The organism is Streptomyces sp. NPDC015125 (assembly GCF_043080045.1).
Classification (GTDB): domain Bacteria; phylum Actinomycetota; class Actinomycetes; order Streptomycetales; family Streptomycetaceae; genus Streptomyces.
Window position 1 is genome coordinate 125,118 of sequence record NZ_JBIBVF010000019.1, and the last position, 18,039, is coordinate 143,156.

An 18,039-nucleotide genomic window follows, 5' to 3' on the forward strand; every position below is an offset into this window, starting at 1 on the left:
AAACCCGCACTTCAAGGTCCAACCGCACCACCCTCCGCGCGTGAGCGCGGCCCCATCGCGGACCTGACGAAAGTCGAAACACCAGCCTCACCGTTGGTTTCTCCTCGGCCGAGCCCCGTCCGGCCCGCGCCCTCGCGGGCCGGACGCCTCTCCGGCGGAATCTCAGCGCGCGACGCTAGCCACCCGCACTGTGCATGGTCCGCGCCATGCTGAATCGCCCCACTGCACAGGCTGAGTCGCAGGACCTGAGTCGCGACCTCGAGGTCAAGGTCACGCGTCGGCCGTGGAACCCTGCCCTGCACCCCCGGGACAGCAAGGGCCGCTTCATCGAGACCGGCGGAACGGTGAGGTTGTGGGGCGGCAAACTCGCACGCGTCGTCCGCGCACTCCCACACGACCGCATCCTCGTCCAGGACCAGAGCGGCCCCAACGAATTCAAGGGCCGCCGGCACACCACCAGTGCCAAGTGGGTCAGCATGGTCGCGCGCCCCGACGGCAGTGCGCCCACCGACGACGAGAACAAGGTCGCCGAAGAGGACGAGCGGCGCAACCAGGACTCGCGCCGCGGCAACGGCGTGGCCCGGGACGACGACGGTGACCCGGACACCCCGAACGGCCCGCACGAGCAGGACGACAAGGGCCGCCCGATCGGCGACGACGACGGCGACGGCCCGGACGACGATGACGACCAGGACGAGCCCGAGGACGGCACACATCCGGTCGCCGTCGATGCCCTGCCGAACCAGCAGCACGCCGCTGGGGCCAGGCACCCGGACACCGCCGCCGTTCGCCGCCACTTCACACAGCTCGCCGAGCAGCCCGGCACGAGCCCTGACATGGCGACCTTCCTGCGCTCGGTGGCGCACGACGACGACCTGCAGACCACTCCGTCCGGCCGCCTCGCGATCCTCCGTGACGAGAGGAACGGCCGCTTCTACCTCACGGCCACCGGCACCGGACAGCGCGTCGACGCCGCCGGCGATTTCGGCACCACCGAGGACGCCGTGCGGTTCGCCGAACACCTCGACAAGACCGCGGTCAACGGACGGCTCACCCAGTTCAACCAGCCGTTCGACTTCTCCGACCCGCAGCTCGACAACGCCGCCCGCGACTGGCGCTCCGCCAAGGGCGAGAACATCCAGGGTGCCATTCAGCGGGCCCGGAAGGAGTTCGACGCTACCCCGGCGCCCGCGGCCGCGCCGCAGCTCCCCGCGGACACCCCGGGCGACGGCAACGGCCAGCGATTCAGCACCCTCCAGGCCGTACGCGCCCACTGGCAGCAGCACCTCGAGCAGATCAACGACCTCGGCCCGGACAGTCTCCGCGAGCAGCGTGCCGCGCGACGCCTCGAAGGACTGATCAGCAACGACCGGATCAAGCTCGTCGGCCGCGGCCAGTTCGTCGTCGGCCAGGACCAGAACGGGGAGTGGTACCTGGTCGCCACCGGCAACGGTTCGCCGCTCCGCCGCCGGTGGACCACCCAGCGAGATGCACAGGCGTTCGCCGAGTCCTTCACCGAGAACGCCCCCATGGGGGACGACGGCAAGCCGCTCGACCTGTCGGACCCCAACACCCGGGTCGCGACCTGGCTGTCCGACGACAACCGTTCGGTCAGCGAAGTGATCGACGCGGCCGCCGAGAGGTTCCAGCGCGACAACGCCGCGGAGGGAACAGCGCAGGGCACTCCGGCGCCGACGGGCGCCGTCCCAGAGGCGACCGCTTCTTCGCAGGCACCGGGAACACCGGAGGGACCACAGGCGCACGTGTTGCCGGGCGACGCCGAGCCCGTCGAGAGCGTCGACGGCTACCACTATGTGAACGACGGCGGGTCGATCACTCTCTATGCCCCGGACTCGCAGATCGCCGCGACGAGCGAGCGCGGCTACCCGCCGAAGGCCAAGATCAATGGCGTCACCGTGCCCGTGCCGCAGTACCCGAAACAGGGCGCCGCAGTGATGGCTCGTCTACACCTCGCCGCCCAGAACCCGAACCAGCGTGACCGGATCACCGCGGCGTGGGTGATGAAGCCGGGCAAGGACGGCAAGCCCGCCAGGCGGGTCATGGTCTTCCGCGGCACCATCAAGGGCAACGAGCAGGATTACGACGCCGTCGGCTCCACCCGCGCCATCAAGTGGGCCCCGTCCATGGGGGCGTACTCGACCCAGTCGAACATGACCGAAGCCACCCGGGACGAACGAATCTCGGAGGTCCTGGCCAAGCTCGCCCGTCAGGGCCGCAACATCCACATCACCGACGAGACCGCCGCAGGCACCCCAGGCGCCCCGGCCAACGCCGTCGACGAAACCGAGGCCCCGCGCAAAGCCATCGCCGCGGCGGACGACGCTCGCCTGAAGCAGATGAAGGATGAGCGGTTTACGACGTCCTACCGCTCCCGCTCCGAGGCCACCCGAATTCGTGCGCGCTCCGAGATGGAGATGATCGACGAAGAGCTGAACCGCCGTCGGCAGGAGCGGGACGAAGCCGCGGCACGAGACGCAACGTCGCTCAGCGACGCCGATATCGCCGCCCGCATCGAGGAGTCACAGCGGGAACGCGGCACGTACGGATCTCGCAGAGGGGAGGACGCCAACGACGTTGAGCGGGCGATCTACAGCGAACGCCGCCGCCGCTCGCATGCCCTCGTCGACGAAGACACCGACCTGGCGACCATGGCCGAGGACGACCTGGCCAAGGCACGCAAGAGCGTCGCCGACCGGGTCCGCATGCACCAGGCCGCTGGCGATGACGCCGAGGCCGAGCGCACCATGCGCCAGGCCCTACAGACGCGGCACGACGCGATCGTGGGCGAGCAGCAGCGCCGCCATGCCGAGAAGATCGCCGACCGGCCGGCGGTCGCGGACCTCACCGGTGAAGAACTGTCCGAGGAGTACAACGACCTGCTCAGGCGGGACTTTCGGAAGGCTCCACCGGAGGCGCAGCGGGTCCTCGAAGGCCGCATGGAGGACGTCAAGCGGGAGCGCCGTGAGCGGGAAAGGCGGGCCATCACCGATCGGGACGCCCCCGAGAACCTGACCGACGAGGCCCTGACAGCGGAGTACACCGAGCTTCGCCGTGCCCGCTCGTCGTACAACGAGACCGACGACGTCAAGGCGGCCCGCAAGGACCGTATGGCCGCGCTGGAGGCTGAGCAGAACAGGCGCAGCTCCACGCCGGAAGTCGACCAGCTCGTCGCGCGTGTCGACAATCCCGACGACAACGGCATGGTCAGCATCGACGGCCGGAGCGATTACGCGTACGTCGACTATCGGGACCAGACGCACGGATACGCAGAGCGCGAGATCGGGTGGACCTGGGGCAAGCGCAGCTGGGGGCACGGGGACCGCGCATACGCCTCGCGCGCCGCTGCTCTGGCTGCTGTGGTCCAGGCATACGACAACGACCCTGAGACCCGCGGTGAGCGGACCTGGGGCACAAAGCGCCGCGTGTTCGTGCCGAAGATGTTCGTCGAGCTGTACCAGAACGAGCGTCTTCGTGACCGCCTCGCCGACGCCAGCCAGGAGCGGCAGTACCTCTACAGCCTCTTCCAGGACCGGTACGGCTGGGACGACGGCGTGAACCCCTTGGTGCCCAGTAACAAGAAGGGTCACCACATCAAGGGCCGGAACCTGCACATTCCCGAGGGTCTCCTCGCGGAGCTGCATCGGGTGACGGAGGAACTGTCCCGGGAGATGTCTGTACGGGCCGCGGACCGGGACGCGGACAGCTCCGACCGGCAGAAGGCCAAGACGCGGCTCGCGTCTATCAACGTGGCTCTGCACGGCATTGAGGCGATGCGCGAGGGAGTCCGCAACAATGGCGGGAACGACGACCAGAAGGTCATCTCCCGCGAGGAGATCGAGGCACAGCAGGCCGCGCTCCGTGCAGCGCTGGGAGGCGACGACGATGAGCATGTACAGCCCGACGGTTCGGGATCACTGGCGGACATACCGGCCGCAGGAGTGGGCGGCGATGACCGATCCGGAGGCGTTCGTGAAGACGAAGGCCAGGGAGATCGAGACTCGGATTCTGGTGGCCGAGGAGGCACTGGAGAAGGCGGTTCCGGAGCCGACGGAGTACGAGGATCAGGTCGGCCGGCACAAGCAAATCCGGGCGGACGCGACGGCGATGGTCCTGGCGGAGCTTCTGCCGGAGCCGGAGGCCGGGGCGGAGAAGGCGCCGGAGCAGACGCCGATGGAGCAGCACCTGCAGGAGATCAGGGACCTGATGTACGACGCGTAGCGCGGTTCCGGCCGGACCCGGCCGACGCGCCCAAGGGCGCCCGCGCGCGTGCGGCCGCCAACGTCGAGGCCATCCGTGTCCTCAAGAAGGTGGAGGCCGAGAACCGGCCGGCCACCGACGAGGAGCGCCGCATCCTCGCCCGCTGGTCCGGGTGGGGCTCGGTGCCCATCCTCTTCGCCAACGAGCCGAACGAGAAGGAGCCCCGCTACCAGCAGGGCGGCACCCGATACGGCAAGTTCGCCAAGGACCACGAGCGGTGGTCCGAGTACAGCGACATCCGCAGCGAGCTGCAGCGCGTGCTCACGCCGGTGGAGTTCCGGCAGGCGTCCCGCGGCGTGCTGTCCATGCACTACACGCCGCAGCACATCGCCGAGGCGATGTGGGGGGGCCTTCGCGCGTTCGGCTTCGACCGCGGTGACGTCCTCGAAGCCGGTTCCGGTGCGGGCACGTTCTTCGGCGTCGCCCCGGACGGTGCGCGCCTGACCGGTGTCGAGTTGGACCCGACCACGGCCCGGATCGCCCAGGCGATCTACCCGCACGCCAACGTCCTGAACGAGTCCTTCGCGGAGACCGACGCCCGGCCGGGCACCTTTGACGCCGCGATCGGCAACGTCCCCTTCGCTCGGGTCCCGTTCGATGACAAGAGGTACCCGGCGGAGAGCTTGCACAACGGCTTCGTCACCAAGGAGATCGCCCTCGTCCGGCCCGGCGGCATCACCGCCGTCATCACCTCGCGCCAGACGCTCGACTCCAAGGGCGACAAGGCCCGCCGTCAGATGGCCAAGTACGGCGACCTGGTCGGCGCCGTCCGCCTGCCCTCCGGCGTCTTCAACGACGCCGGCACCGGGGTCACCACCGACGTCCTCGTGTTCCGTCGCCGCGAGGACGGCACCGAGCCGACCGACACGTCATGGCTGGACGCCCCCGAGCGGGACATCAACGGCACCGCGCACCACATCAACGCCTACTTCGACGAGCACCCCGAGCACATCCTCGGCACGCTGACCACGCAGTCCGGCCCGTACGGGCCCGAGGTGACCGTCAAGGGCGACCCGGCAAAGGCCGCCGAACAGCTTCGCGCCGCGCTCGACGACATCGCCACCAAGGCGGAGGCCGACGGCCGCGGCTACGAGCCGCACCCTGACGGCGACAACCGGCCCCCGGTGCAGCTCCAGACCGCCCGGGAGAAGCACGCGAACGACTGGACCGGCCGCCTATACGAGGGCGACGACGGCCAGTTCTACCAGCACGTCAACGGCGCCGAACCGGTCCTGCTGGAGCCCGGCGACGGCAACACCGCCCAGCTCCGCTCCCTCATGCAGCTCCGCGACATCGCCGCCGAGCTGCGCGAGCTGGACCGGAAGAACGACGAGGAGGAGCGCGCCGAGGCCCTGCGCGCCCAGCTCCGGGACCTGCACGCCGCCTACGTCTCCGAGCACGGGCCGCTGTCCAAGCCCGGCCAGCACCGCACCAAGGGCGGCCGCCCCACGGCGTGGGGCTACTTCCGTGCCGACCCGGACGCCGCGGCGGTCCTCGCCCTGGAGCGGTGGGACGCCGTCAAGGGCGAGCCTGTCCTCTCCCGCATCTTCACCGAGCGCGCCGCCGCCCGCAGGCAGCCGCTCTCCTCGACCGACGACCCGAAGGCGGCCCTGGCCGCGGTCGTCGCCGCCAAGGGCGAGGTGGACCTCGGCGAGGTTGCGCGGCTCCTGGACACCGACCCGCAAGAGGCGTTGAAGCGCCTCGGCAACGAGGTCTTCACCGATCCGGAGACCGACCGCCTGGAGCTGGCCAGCGCCTACCTGTCCGGGGCCGTCCGCGACAAGCTCGACGCCGCACGCAAGGCCGCCGACCGGGACCCGGCGTACGCGGTAAACGTGTCCGCGCTGGAGGCCGTGCAGCCGCCGGACCGGACCATCGGCCAGTTCACCCCGGAGATGGGCGCCCACTGGACGCCTCCGGAGCTTCTGCAGGGCTTCCTGCGCGAGTACCTGGGCGACCGCACCCTCCGTGTCGCACATGACGACCGGTACGGCTGGATTCTCAACACCGGCCGCGTGCCCGAGGCCAACAACCTCATGTACGGCGTCCCGGCCAACCCGAAGAAGGGGACCCGGGGGAAGAGCGCCGTAGAGATTGCCCGCGCGATCCTCGGCTTCGGCTCGCTCACCGTCTATGAGGACGACAAGCGCAAGGAAGTCGACGAGGCGACCTCACGTCTGATCCGGCAGAAGGCGGATCAGATGCGGTCCGAGTTCGCCAAGTACGCCACGGCGAACGCCGAGCGGCTGAGCGTCCTCACCGACTCGTACAACCGCATCATGAACGGGCACATCGTCCGTTCGTACGCGGGCATGTCGCCCACGCTCGAGGGCTTCACCCCCGACCGGAACCCGCACGCCTGGCAGCGCTCCGGCGCGGCCCGGATGCTTTACGAGCGGGGCGTGATCCTCGCCCACGAGGTGGGCCTCGGCAAGACCGGAACGCTCGTCATGGGCACCCAGGCACTCAAGGCGTCCGGGCAGATCGAGAAGCCCATGGCCGTGGTGCCCAACCACGTGGCCAAGCAGTGGGCGGACGAGGCCCGGTTCCTGTACCCGAACGCCGATATCCACCTGATCACCTCGGCGGATCTGGCCGGCGAACGGCGCGGCAGCACGCTGGAGTGGCTGCGCGCGAACAAGCCGGACCTGGTCATCTTCTCCGAAGAGGCGTTCGGCTCGATCAAGATGAGCCCGGAGGCTCAGGACGAGTACGAGTTCCGGGAGCTGGAGGCGCTGCGCGAGCAGCTTGACCGCCAGTACGAGGACGCCGGCAACCCCAACCACCCGTTCATCGTCGCGAAGATCGAGCAGCGCATCGCGACGTTCCAGAAGAACATCAACAAGAACGCCGCCCCGATGCGGCGGCCGGGCGAGACGTACTGGGACGACCTCGGCTTCGACTACTTCGTCGTCGACGAGGCCCACCGGTATAAGGGCGTCGGTTTCCGCTCGAAGGAGGCCGGTGGCGACCCGGCGTCACTCCGCGGTGTCGACCTCCATCAGAAGACCACGGATCTGCACCGCCGCCGCCGGGGCCGCGCCACCATCACGCTCGCCACCGGCACGCCGCTGTCGAACTCGATCAGCGAGCAGTTCACCATGCTCCAGTTCGCGGCGCCGTGGGTACTGGACGCCTACAAGGCGGGTGCTCCGGACCTGTGGGCCGCCACCTTCGGCCGCAAGACCCTGCGCATCGAGAACGCCCCCGACGGCTCCGGCCTTCGCGTGGTGGAGCGGTTCTCCGAGTTCCACAACAAGCGCGCCATGAAGACCATGTGGGGCCTGGTCGCGGACACCAAGCGCGCCGACGACGTCGGCATTCCCCGGCCGAAGGTCAAGGGCGGCGCCCCCACCCTGATCATGGTCGACGGCACACCCGACCAGAAGAAGCGTCTCAAGGGGCTCGTTGCCCGCGGCCGCGCCATCCATAACGGTGAGGTCGACCGCCACGAGGACAACATGCTCGCGGTGTCCAACGAGGGCACCAGCGTGGCTCTGGACCCGCGGCTGATCGACGCCAACGCCCCGGCGGGTAACAAGCTCAAGGCCGTCGCTGACCGGCACATCGAGCGGTACCACGCCAACAAGGACCGGGTCTACAAGGTCGCGTACGGCAGCGACGAGGACCACCCCGTCCCCGGCGCCCTCCAGATGATCTTCCTGAACGAAGGTGTCCCGGGCGGCAAGAACAAGGGCCATTTCGACGCCTACGCCGAACTCAAGCGGCTCATGGTCGCGGGCGGCGTCCCCGAGGACAAGATTGCCTTTGTCCAGGACGCCAAGAAGTCCGGCAAGCCCGAGGACATGACGGAGCTGTTCCGCCGTGCCCGTGAGGGCGAAATCGCGGTCATGATCGGCTCCAGCGCCGTCGCGGGCACGGGCATGAACGCCCAGGACCGCATGATCTCCCTCTCGCATGTCGACCTCGACTGGGGCGCGGCGCAGATGGAGCAGCGCAACGGCCGTGTCCTGCGCTACGGGAACATGAACCCCGAGGTCGAGATCGACATCTTCGCGACCAAGGGCTCCATGGACGGCTGGAAGGCTGGCTTTGTCGCGGCCAAGGCCGAGGGCTTGATCGACATCCAGCGGCCGGAGCCGGAGGACGGCGACTCCAGCGACGTCGTCCAGGAGATCGACGGCGCCGAGTTCGACTACGAGACCATGGAAGCCGAGATAGGCGGCAACCCCTACATGAGCCAGCTCATGAAGGCCCGCCGCCACCTCAAGGACCTGGAGATCGACCAGCACAACGAGGCCGCCGAGCGCATCCGCCGTGCGGAAGCCCTCGATGCACTGCACGAGGAGTCCCAAGCCACCCGTGACGGCATCCAGCGCCGCGAGCGGGCCCTGCCCCGCATCCAGGAGGCCGGCGACCAGTTCCGCATGACCCTCGGCGGCTCCCCGTACGGCGAGCGCTCCGATGCCGGCAAGGCCCTGCACCGGGAGATCACCGCCCGCCTCCTGGCGCACGACCGCGAGGGCCTGAGCGAGTGGCACATCCTCGGGCAGTTCCGCGGCCTGGACTTCGGTGTCCGCACGGAGCGCGACGCGGACGGCAAGCTGCTCGCGCACGTCGGCTTCCCCGACCTGCGGCACTCCGACTTCGAGCGCACCGTGGAGGACCTGCAGAAGAGGGGCGCCGGGTCAGGCATGATCACCCGCCTCGGCAACGCTCTTGACAAGGCGCCGGCGTTGCAGGAGTCAGACCGGGCCAAGGTGCCGGAGCTGGACGAGCAGATAGCCCTGCTCCAGTCCGCGCACGCGGCCGCCGACCTGACCCCGCAGATCGACCACGCCCGCAAGCGGTCTCACCTACTCGAGGAGATCGTCGCCCGGATCACCGACCTCGACGCGAAGCCGGAGATCGACCCCGACGAACTCGACAAGAAGAAGTACAAGAAGCACGACCGCGAGATGATCGCGGAGGAGCGGCGGGAGGAGCGCGCGCCCCTGCAAGCCGCCGTCGACCAGGCCGTCGCCGGACTCGCGAAGTGGGATCAGGAGAACCCGGCGCCGGAGCAGGACGACACCGTTCGCCTCTCCGAGGACGAGGTGCGCGAAGCCCTCGCGCGCCTCAGCCCGGAGCCCAGCAGCACCCCGCAGCCCGACGCCCCGGAGTCCAGCGACCGCGACGCCGCGGACACCGACACCAACGTCGGCGAGCCGGACCCGGAGGAGATGGAGGCCCCCGACACCAGCAGCAGCGGTGACGCGCCGTCGGCCGACAGCCCGGCCGCCGCCGACTCCGAGGAGAACGGTGCCCCGAACACCGACGGCACGAACAACGGCGGCAGCGATGAGCCCCCGGCCGACGCCCCGAGCACGGCTGAGCCGGACGACGAAGACGACGACCAGGACCAGAGCACCACGGAAGACCCGGAGGAAAGCGACTCCGTCACCCTGACCCCGGACGAGGTGTCCGACCAGCTCAACGCCGTACGCCCCCAGGGGTCCAAAGCCCCGTCCTCGATGGACGATGCCGAGATCCGCGACGAGATCGTCGACCTGATGGGCCAGGAGATGGCGGGCGAGCTGTCCGGCGCGGACCGCACCCGCCTGCAGGTCCTGGAAGTGGAAGAGGCCCGCCGCGCTGGCCGGGCCCCGAAGCCGGAGCCCAAGCCGAAGCGGAGGACCGAGGAGCCCGGAGGACTCTTCGACGTCGACGGGCCGACCACCCAGCAGCCGAGCAGCGCCGCCGACCTCAACAACCCCGACGACCAGCCCGACGACCTCTTCGGTACGCCGGACATGATCGCCGACGCCGAGGGCCGCAGCACCGAAGGGCTGCGCCCGGCGCGCATGCGCAACGCCGCCGAACTGGAGTCGGGCAACCGATACACCGACGCCGAGGGCCGCACGCACACCGTGTCCGAACCGCCGGTCAAGACGCCCCGCGGCCGGACACGCATCGTCACCGACGACGGCGAGGAGCGCTTCTACAACGCCGACGCCCAGGTACGCCTGCGCTACCCGGACGAGGAGATCCCCGACAACGACACCGACGAGCGGTCCAGCAACGACGACGCCGGCAACGCCCCTCCCGTCGACGAGCCGGAGACCTCCGAGCCCGACGTCGAGGAGCCCACGACCGACGAGCCGCAAACGACCGTGGACAGCGACCGCAGCAGCGCCAAGGACCGCGTCGACCGCATGTCCGGGCTCATAGATCAGGCCACTGACGGGGCGGGCGGTGACGATCTGCCCGAGGTCAGTGAGATCCGCGACGCCTTGGGCCGGGCCGAGGACTCCGACGCCCCGGACGCCGAGCTGCGCTCCGCCGCCGACCGGCTCGACGATCTCGCGGAGATGTACGAGCTGGGGGGCCCTGATGGGGAGCGCGCCGCAGACCTATTCCGGCGCGCCGCCCGCATCGCGCGGGGCGAGGACGAGGACGACCGCCGCCACGACGACAACGACACCTCCGACGCTACGAACCAGGACTCCGAGGAGGACCCAGACGACGTCGAGCGACGCCGACAGCGTCGGGACGGGGACACAGGCGGCGACGCCGCCGCCCCGGACGGCGCCCCCGACGGAGGCGGCGCCGGTGCACCCGACGCGCCCGCCGACGACGAGGACGACAGCGGCAGCCCCGACGACGCCCCGGACAACTCTGACGACGAGCAGAACGAGCCGGCCCCGGAGGACGAGGAGGAGCAGGACGACGATCGGCAGCGCCGTCGCCGGCGTCGGCGCCGCAACGGCGGAGGCGGACCCGGCGGACCTGGCGGGCCCGACCTGCCGCACCTGGACCTCCCCGACCTCAACACCCCGGACGCCCGGGGCGACGGCGGTGAAGGCGACGGCAGGGACGGCGCGGCCGCACGCGGCCGCCGCGCGCCCGCACGGCACCGCGACGTCACGTCCCTGCGGCGCGCCTGGAAGAATGGCGACGGACTCACCGCCGCCGAGGACACCCCGGAGCGCCGCGCAGCCCTGGCCCAGGCAGCTGACCGGGACGGTCTGACGCTTTCCCCGGGTGGTGGCCTGGCGACGTGGCCCGAACCGCAGGAGGACGGCACCACCCTGTGGCACTTCGCGCAGGCCCGGAACGGCAACAACCTACCCGGCCTGTCCCTGTCCACGGACAACCCCGAGGAAGCCCGCGCCCTTGCCAGCCGCTTCGAGGAGATCACCGGCCACGACGGGCAGCCCTTCGACTGGCTCCGGCCGTGGGGCCCGAGCGCCGTTGCCCAGTGGCGCGATGGGGAAGGCCGCAACCTGCAGCGCGCCCTCCACGCCGTCCGCGACAACTTCGAGCAGCAGCGTGCCGCCGACCGACCGGAGCCCGAGCCGGAGCGGAGGCCCCTGCCGGACGACCTCACAAGCCTGGACGACGACGCTCTGGTTGACGCGTGGAGCAACGACCTCAGCGACGACGACCAGAAGCGCCTCATCGAGGAGATGGACCGCCGCGACGGCTACACCGACCAGCGGGTTCGCAGCGTCCTTCCTGACACCCCGCCGGCCGACGCCGAAGAGGCCGAGCGCCGCGCGAAGGCCGTCGACGAAGCCCTCGGCTTCGCTGGCGCCGACGTCCCCCGAGTGCGCCGCACCCGCGAGGACATCATCCGCGCGGAGTTCGCCGACTTCGACGAGGCCCGCTACCAGCAGGCCCTCGACGCGACGAACGGCTACTTCTACAACCGCGAGCACAAGTACGGCGACGACCGACCGACCGAGCGCGAGCTGTTCTCCGGCGGAGAGCTGTCCAAGTTCGGCCGCTGGAAGAAGTACGCCAGCGAGGAACTGATCGACTGGTACAACGCCAACGGCCGCATCACCTACAACCAGTTCCGCCAGCAGCACCGCGACAACGACCGCATCGAGCGGCAGCGCCACGAGGAGGAACAGCGCCACCAGGCCGAGGCGAGCACCGACGCCCTGGAGAGAACGACCAGCACCGGAGCTTCGGATGCTGCCAGCCCCGACGCGCCCGGTACGGACACGAGCGCACCGCGGTTCAACGACCTCGACGAGATCCGTGACCGCGTCCGCCGCGGCGAGTTGGACGACCGGAGCAGCCCCCGCTCCGGACCGGCCGAATACCGGCTGAACGCCATCGCGGACAACCCCACCTTGGAGCTGACCCCGGGCGGACGCCTCACCATCCGCGACGCGAACCAGGAGACGCAGTACAACGCGCCCTGGTGGTGGGTCGCAGCGCCAGGCTCGATGGAAGGTCTCTACCAGGCTCGGACTAGGGACCAGGCACTCCAGTACGCGCGCCTGTTGGAGGAGATCCGCGACGCGGACGGCAACCCGTTCCCGTGGGACGCCCCCAACGCCGTCGAGCGCGCCCGTACCTGGCGCGGGCCCAACGGCGAAGTCCTCGGCGAGGCCATCGCCAAACGGATGGTCGACGGCGCCGACTCCGGCAAACTCACCGACTGGCCGGACTACCAGATCGATACGGCACACGCATACCTTGGCCGGGAGGAGGCTCTCGACCGGTACTACGACGAGTGGCGAGCGCAGCAGATCGCCGACGGGTACACGGTTCCTGTCGACGTGCGGGACTCCCAGGTGGGTGACGATGTCAGCGCACTGGACCCGAACGGCTACGACCGACCCGTTACCCAGCGGGGTCGGCTCAAAGGTGACCTGCGCCTTGGCGGTCAGAGCCAGGTCGGCCAGTGGCCCTTCGGTATCGGCGGTGACTACAGCTCCAGCACGGCGGACAGGATCGAGGAGATCGACGGCGACAGCTCGCGCATCACCGGCCCCAGCCTGCGCTTCGTCGACAACCCGAGCCGGCCGACGGCCTTCCGTCGCCCCCGAGATGGCGAGGAGGACGGGAGCGGCCGCGCTGAAACGCCGCAGCCGGAACCCGCGCGCGCTGCCGCGCCCGCCACACGTCGGCAGCCCACCCCGGGCCGCGCCCCCGCGGGGCCGGACCCCGCGGAGCCCTCGGCGCCGACCGACGAGACGCAGGGCGAGCCCGAGCCCGTGGGTGGCCAGCCCGCGCACTGGGCCCGGGTCCGCGACCTGGTGCCGGGCGACATGGTCCGCATGGACGGCCGGACGAGGACCGGCCGCGTCACCACCCGGTCCGGGTACGTCTTCACCCCGCCCGTCGACGTGGAGGTCACCCGTAACGGCCGAACCGAGCGGATGCTCCGCACGTACGTTACGGAGCACCCGGACGGCACAGGCAAGCGCGGCAACGTCTTCACGCCGCTGAACGCCGCTGCGGCGCGGGCCGAGGCGCCCGACGACGTGGTGCCCGGGTCCCCGGCCAGCGGCGCCCAGAGCGCCGTCCAGACCGGCAACCTGCCCGACGTGGTCCCCACGGACCGGAACGGCCGGGGCCTGTTCCCGGGCAGCACTGTGATCGGTGTTGACGGGCTCCAGACCCGCGAGGGCACCGTCACGGGCGCCACCAACTCCACGGTGTCCGTACGCTGGGACAACGACGACACTGCCGACGGACTGTCGCCGAACACCCTCACCGTCACGGGTGGCAACCGCCCCGACGGTTGGACCCCGTCCGGGCAGCGTGTGACCCCGCGACACATCGTGACCGACGCCGACGGCGCCCTGCTCGGTCCAGTCGACGAGGTCAACGGTGACCGCGTCACCATCACCACCGCCGAGGGCACCATCACGCGGAGCGCCGGAGACCTTCGGGTCGCCGGCGAAGTCCGCGACGACGCCCCGAGCCTCGATCCCGTCACCGGCATCGACGACCCGGCGGCCGCAGACCTCAAGGAGGACGACGTCGTGGTCCTGGACCTCGACGGCACGCCCACCACCGTGGCGGTCACCGGCATCAACCGCGACGGTGACCGCGTCACCATCGACTTCGCCGACACCACCACGGGCGAGATCGGCCAGATCGACGTGGACGCCACCGCAGTCATCCCACGTGCCCAGGGCACCGACGGCAGCCCACCCGACCTCGGGCCGGACGACGCCCCGGACACCCCGGACGACCTGACCGTGCACGAGCCACCGAACCGCGTCGAGCCCGTCACCGGCCCGACCGTCGACCCCGACCTCACGACGGGCGACCGGGACGTCATCGGCGACCTCGCCGACGGCCCGGACGACGACCCCGACGCCCAGCAAGCCGCCGCCCGGATCACCGCCGACCTGCCCGTCACCCCGGAGCAAGCCGCCGCACTGGCCGCACAGCTCCGGGACTCTGCCGACCCCTCGACCCCGGAGGGCCGCGCCGCCCTGCGCGCCGCCAACCACCTGGACCGTGCCATCGGCCGGACCCCTCCGCCCGAACTCAACCGGCCGCGGCCGTCGAACGCCTCCCAGGTCGCGGAAGACGACACGGTCGCCGTCCCCGACGAGCGTGGCAACGGCGTGCGCGTCTACCGAGTTCGGGGCGTCGAGGACGGCCCCGGTGGTACACGCAGCCTCTTCCTGGAAGGCGAGGACGGCCGTACGCGCCGCCGTGTCGTCCATGGAGCCATGCCGCTATGGCTGCTCGGTGAGCCGCAGTCGGACGGCGAGAGCGGTCCGGACGACACTGCCCTTGTGCCAGGTGCCCCGGCTGCGCCGGCCCCGGAGCTCCCGCCGGCCGGTGCTCCGCGGGACCCCAACCCATCCCCGCAGTCCAATGCCGACCGGATCGTCGCGGACCACCCGCGGGCGGTCGCCGCACGCATCATCGACGCGGCGATTGCTGGCACCGAGCCGCCCGGCGACATCCACGCGCTGCGCGAGCAGATCGCCCAGCGCCTCACCGCCGAGGCCCTGCGCGACTCACGTCAGGCTGCGCGCCGAGACGCCGCTGCGGCGCTGGACGCCGCAGGCATCACCGGCCGCGACCGGACCGCAGCGCTGCAGGCCCTCAAGCGGGCACGGCAGGACGCCCATACTGCAACGGTGCGCGCCGCTCTGCGGACCATCAACGACCTGGAGCCGTTGCCCGACGAGAGCGACGAGGACCTCGCCGCGCGGGCCCGCGATCTCCTCAGCCTCATCCCTGACCAGATGGGAGGCGCCCCCAACAGGCCCGACAACGACGGCGATGCAGACGTCGCCCGAGCAGTCGGCGGGCACGTCGGCGAGGCTGTGAACACGCTCCTCCAGCAGTTCCAGGCCGCGGGCATGGACCCGGGCGACGCCGACCGCATCGCCCGCATCCTCACCCAGCAGATGGACGGCTCCCGACAGGGCACCGCCCGACAGATCGCCCGCAGAGTCACCGCCGTGTCCCCGCAGGCCGGCCGCCAGCCGGGGCTACTCGCCCGGATCGTGGCCGCGCTCATCCGCCTCGCCAAGCGCTTCGCGGAACTCGTACGGGCTGGAGCCCGGAAGATCGCCGAAAAGTACCGCGGCGCCCGTGAACGTCTGCGTCGCCTGCGCGCCTTCCTCGGCCGCCTCGCCCGCCGCGTCCGGGAGTGGCCGGAGTCCCGGCGCCTGGCCCGCCTGCACCGCGCCCTCGACCTGCCCGGAGCCGACGGCGAGTCCCTGGCCTCCCGGGTTTCCCACTGGGCTGACCTGCTGCCGGAGCCCGGACGCTTCGGCCTGACTCAGCGCCGCGTCGCCTGGTGGAAGCCCACGACGTGGGCGCAGCTTGCCGCCGGGCGGCTCCCGGGCCGCAGCAACCACACCCAGTGGGCGCCAGATCAGGCCGCGGACGGTGGCCCCGGCCTGACCACGCTCCGCCACCTGGCAGCGCTGCGGGCCGCCGGCGGCGACGTCGACCAGGACGTGACCCGCCGTCTGGCCGACGCTCTCGGTGACGTCTTCGGCGGCGATCCGCACGGCACGTTGCAGCGCGCGGACGACTACGTGGCGCTCACCGAGCGCCGCCTGGTCAACCTTCAGGTCGCGCGCACCGGCGGCACCCTGCCGGATGACCCCGACCTCGAGGTCGAGATAACCGCGGCTCGGGCCGAAGCCGCGGCCGCGCGCCGGGAGTGGGCCGACCTGCGCACTCGCTACGCCACGGCGGTGCCGGACGCCGTCGCGGCGGCCCTCGCCGAGATTCGCGACATGGGTCCCGAGGGGAATGCCGGCATCGTGTTCGGTCCTGACTCCGGCCCGGACGCCGAGCGGGCGGTACGTGGCGTGCAGCGCCTGGTGCCGCGGGCATGGCTCAGCACTCCGGCCGCGCGCGGGGTGACGGCCGTGGACGGCGTCGAAGGTCGTTACGAGCCCGACGGGCAACGGATCACCGTTGCTGATCTCGCCGACGGCGGCCTGGGCACCGCCGGGTACGCCCTGGCGCAGCATCTCGTCCAGCACCTGGACGACTTGGACGCTGCTCAACGGGCGTTCTGGTTCAACCAGACCCACACCGGCCGGCCGGGCGCCCGCCGCATGCGTCGCAGTCCCCTCAGCCGCATCCTGCGTCGCCAGCAGACACAACCGGACACCGGTGACACCCTCGCCCGGTCCATGCAGTCGATGTTTAACGGCGACTGGTACCTGGATGACGACCTTCGGGCGTTCCTCCTGGGCCTTCTCGCCACCCGATGAAGGAGGTAGCTGTGCCGTTCACCGTCACCGGTGCGTTCGATGACGGGGCGACCTACAGCGTGCGGGTCACCGGGCGGGCCGACCGCCCGGTGATCGGGTCACACCGCGCCACCGCCCTGGTGGAGCTCCACGAGGGCCGCCCGCTCTCCCTGTCCCCGACCGGGCCCGTGCGTACGGTTGCCGGGGGCGATGAGGCGACCGTGCTCGCAGTGCTTCGGGAGTACACCCACGTAGCCGAGGAGGGGCCCGGGGCACCTCGAAGAGCCTGCGTTCCCAGGTGATCCGGACGCTTGCACAATTACGCAAGAACGGTCTTGGTCCAGGGGGCGTGGCCGGGACACAAGCGGCCCCGCCCGTCATCCTCCGACCGTGACCAGATACGGATTCGCCATTAAGGCTCTCCCCAAGGGTGGTAAGCCGTTCGGGGACGAAGAGGAAGAGCGGCCCGAGGGTACCGAGAAGGAAGTGATCGAAGGCGACGAGCCCTCGCCAGCCTTCGAGGACCCTTTCTCTGACATGGGTGAGGGCTCCGCTGCGCCGACCGGGGGCCCTGCCGCTCCCCAAGAGGACCCGGCCGCCGAACCACCCGCCGAGGGAGCAGAGCCCTTGGCCGAGGGTGAACAGCCGGTCGATGCACCGGAGCCGCCGGCCGACGACGCCCGGCCGTGGGCGGGTGACATGTACGACGAGGGCGACGAGACCGACCCGGCTGACTCCTTCTCTGCGTACACCGGCAGCAACGGCGAACAGGCTTGGTTGGACCGAGCCCAAGACGGCACACTGACCGGGTGGGTCAGGGACGGCGCGGGTCAGGTGTGGCGCTACACCGACCCTGACGCGTGGGCGGTCGACGTGGATGGTGCGCACATGACCCGCACGCACAGCCAGGCCGACGAACCCGCCGCCCCGCCAAGCGGCAACCGCGGCGTACAGGACTCGATGTTCCAGTGAAGGAGCTGACGACGTGCAGTTGACCCGCAGCACCGCCCTGGCGCTCCAGCAGGAGGGCAAGGCCGCCTACGAGAAGGGCGACCCCGCCGACTCCAGCCCGTACGACCGATTCGGCAACGCAGAGCAGCAGTTCGGCTACCAGTTCTGGACCCGCGGCTACATCACGGCGCGTTCGGCCACCGAGGGCGCTCAGGAGCCTGCAGGAGCCAGCGCAGGACGTTAGGCAGATGCGAACGGCACGGTGCCCGGCGGCCCACTGTCCACCGCCGGAGGTTTCCCGCCGTGCCGAGCGCTCCATCCACCAGATCGTCACACCCGAACACTCTGCGAGGCACCAGCCGGGCAATCTACGCCGTTACTG

General features: G+C 70.8%; 4 protein-coding genes. All 4 read left to right on the forward strand.

What is annotated here, in order from left to right; translation table 11 throughout:
* The first annotated feature begins 206 nt into the window (after positions 1-206).
* Positions 207-16,727, forward strand: coding sequence for a hypothetical protein (locus tag ACF088_RS30640; RefSeq protein ID WP_392379126.1), 16,521 nt, complete (start codon positions 207-209; stop codon positions 16,725-16,727).
* Between the two features lie 11 nt (positions 16,728-16,738).
* Complete coding sequence (locus tag ACF088_RS30645) at positions 16,739-17,008, forward strand: hypothetical protein (protein WP_392379127.1); 270 nt, start codon at positions 16,739-16,741, stop codon at positions 17,006-17,008.
* A gap of 88 nt (positions 17,009-17,096) precedes the next feature.
* The gene (locus tag ACF088_RS30650; RefSeq protein ID WP_392379128.1) at positions 17,097-17,678 is read left to right on the forward strand and encodes a hypothetical protein; all 582 of its coding nucleotides are present in this window, start codon (positions 17,097-17,099) and stop codon (positions 17,676-17,678) included.
* A 13-nt stretch (positions 17,679-17,691) separates the two neighbouring features.
* On the forward strand, positions 17,692-17,901 hold the full coding sequence (locus ACF088_RS30655; RefSeq protein WP_392379129.1) for a hypothetical protein: 210 nt from the start codon (positions 17,692-17,694) through the stop codon (positions 17,899-17,901).
* The last annotated feature ends 138 nt before the right edge of the window (positions 17,902-18,039 follow it).